At 72.5% G+C, this 298-nt stretch carries 1 protein-coding gene; it reads left to right on the plus strand.

Annotation, left to right across the window (positions count from 1 at the left end; all coding sequences use genetic code 11):
- Positions 1–298: transposase (locus tag HTZ82_RS06300; protein WP_175408282.1), on the plus strand; the 298-nt coding region annotated here is incomplete at both ends.

A 298-nucleotide genomic window follows, 5' to 3' on the forward strand; every position in this document is an offset into this window, starting at 1 on the left:
CCGGTCGGCGAGCCGCACGACCATGCCCTCGGACGGTCCCGCGGCGGACTGACCACCAAGATCCACCTTGCCGCCGACAGCCGATGCCGACCGCTCGCGTTCGTCCTCACGCCAGGCCAGGCCGGCGACGCACCCGCGTTCCCCGAGGTCATGGCCCGCTTACGGGTGCCCCGAGCCATCGGCCGACCCAGAACCACACCGGATGTGGTCCTGGCCGACAAGGCCTACTCGTCCCGCGCCATCCGGACCCATCTCCGCCGACGAGGAATCCGGGCCGTGATCCCGCAGCCCGCCGACC

Source organism: Streptomyces sp. TRM64462 (assembly GCF_013362995.1).
Lineage (GTDB): Bacteria > Actinomycetota > Actinomycetes > Streptomycetales > Streptomycetaceae > Streptomyces.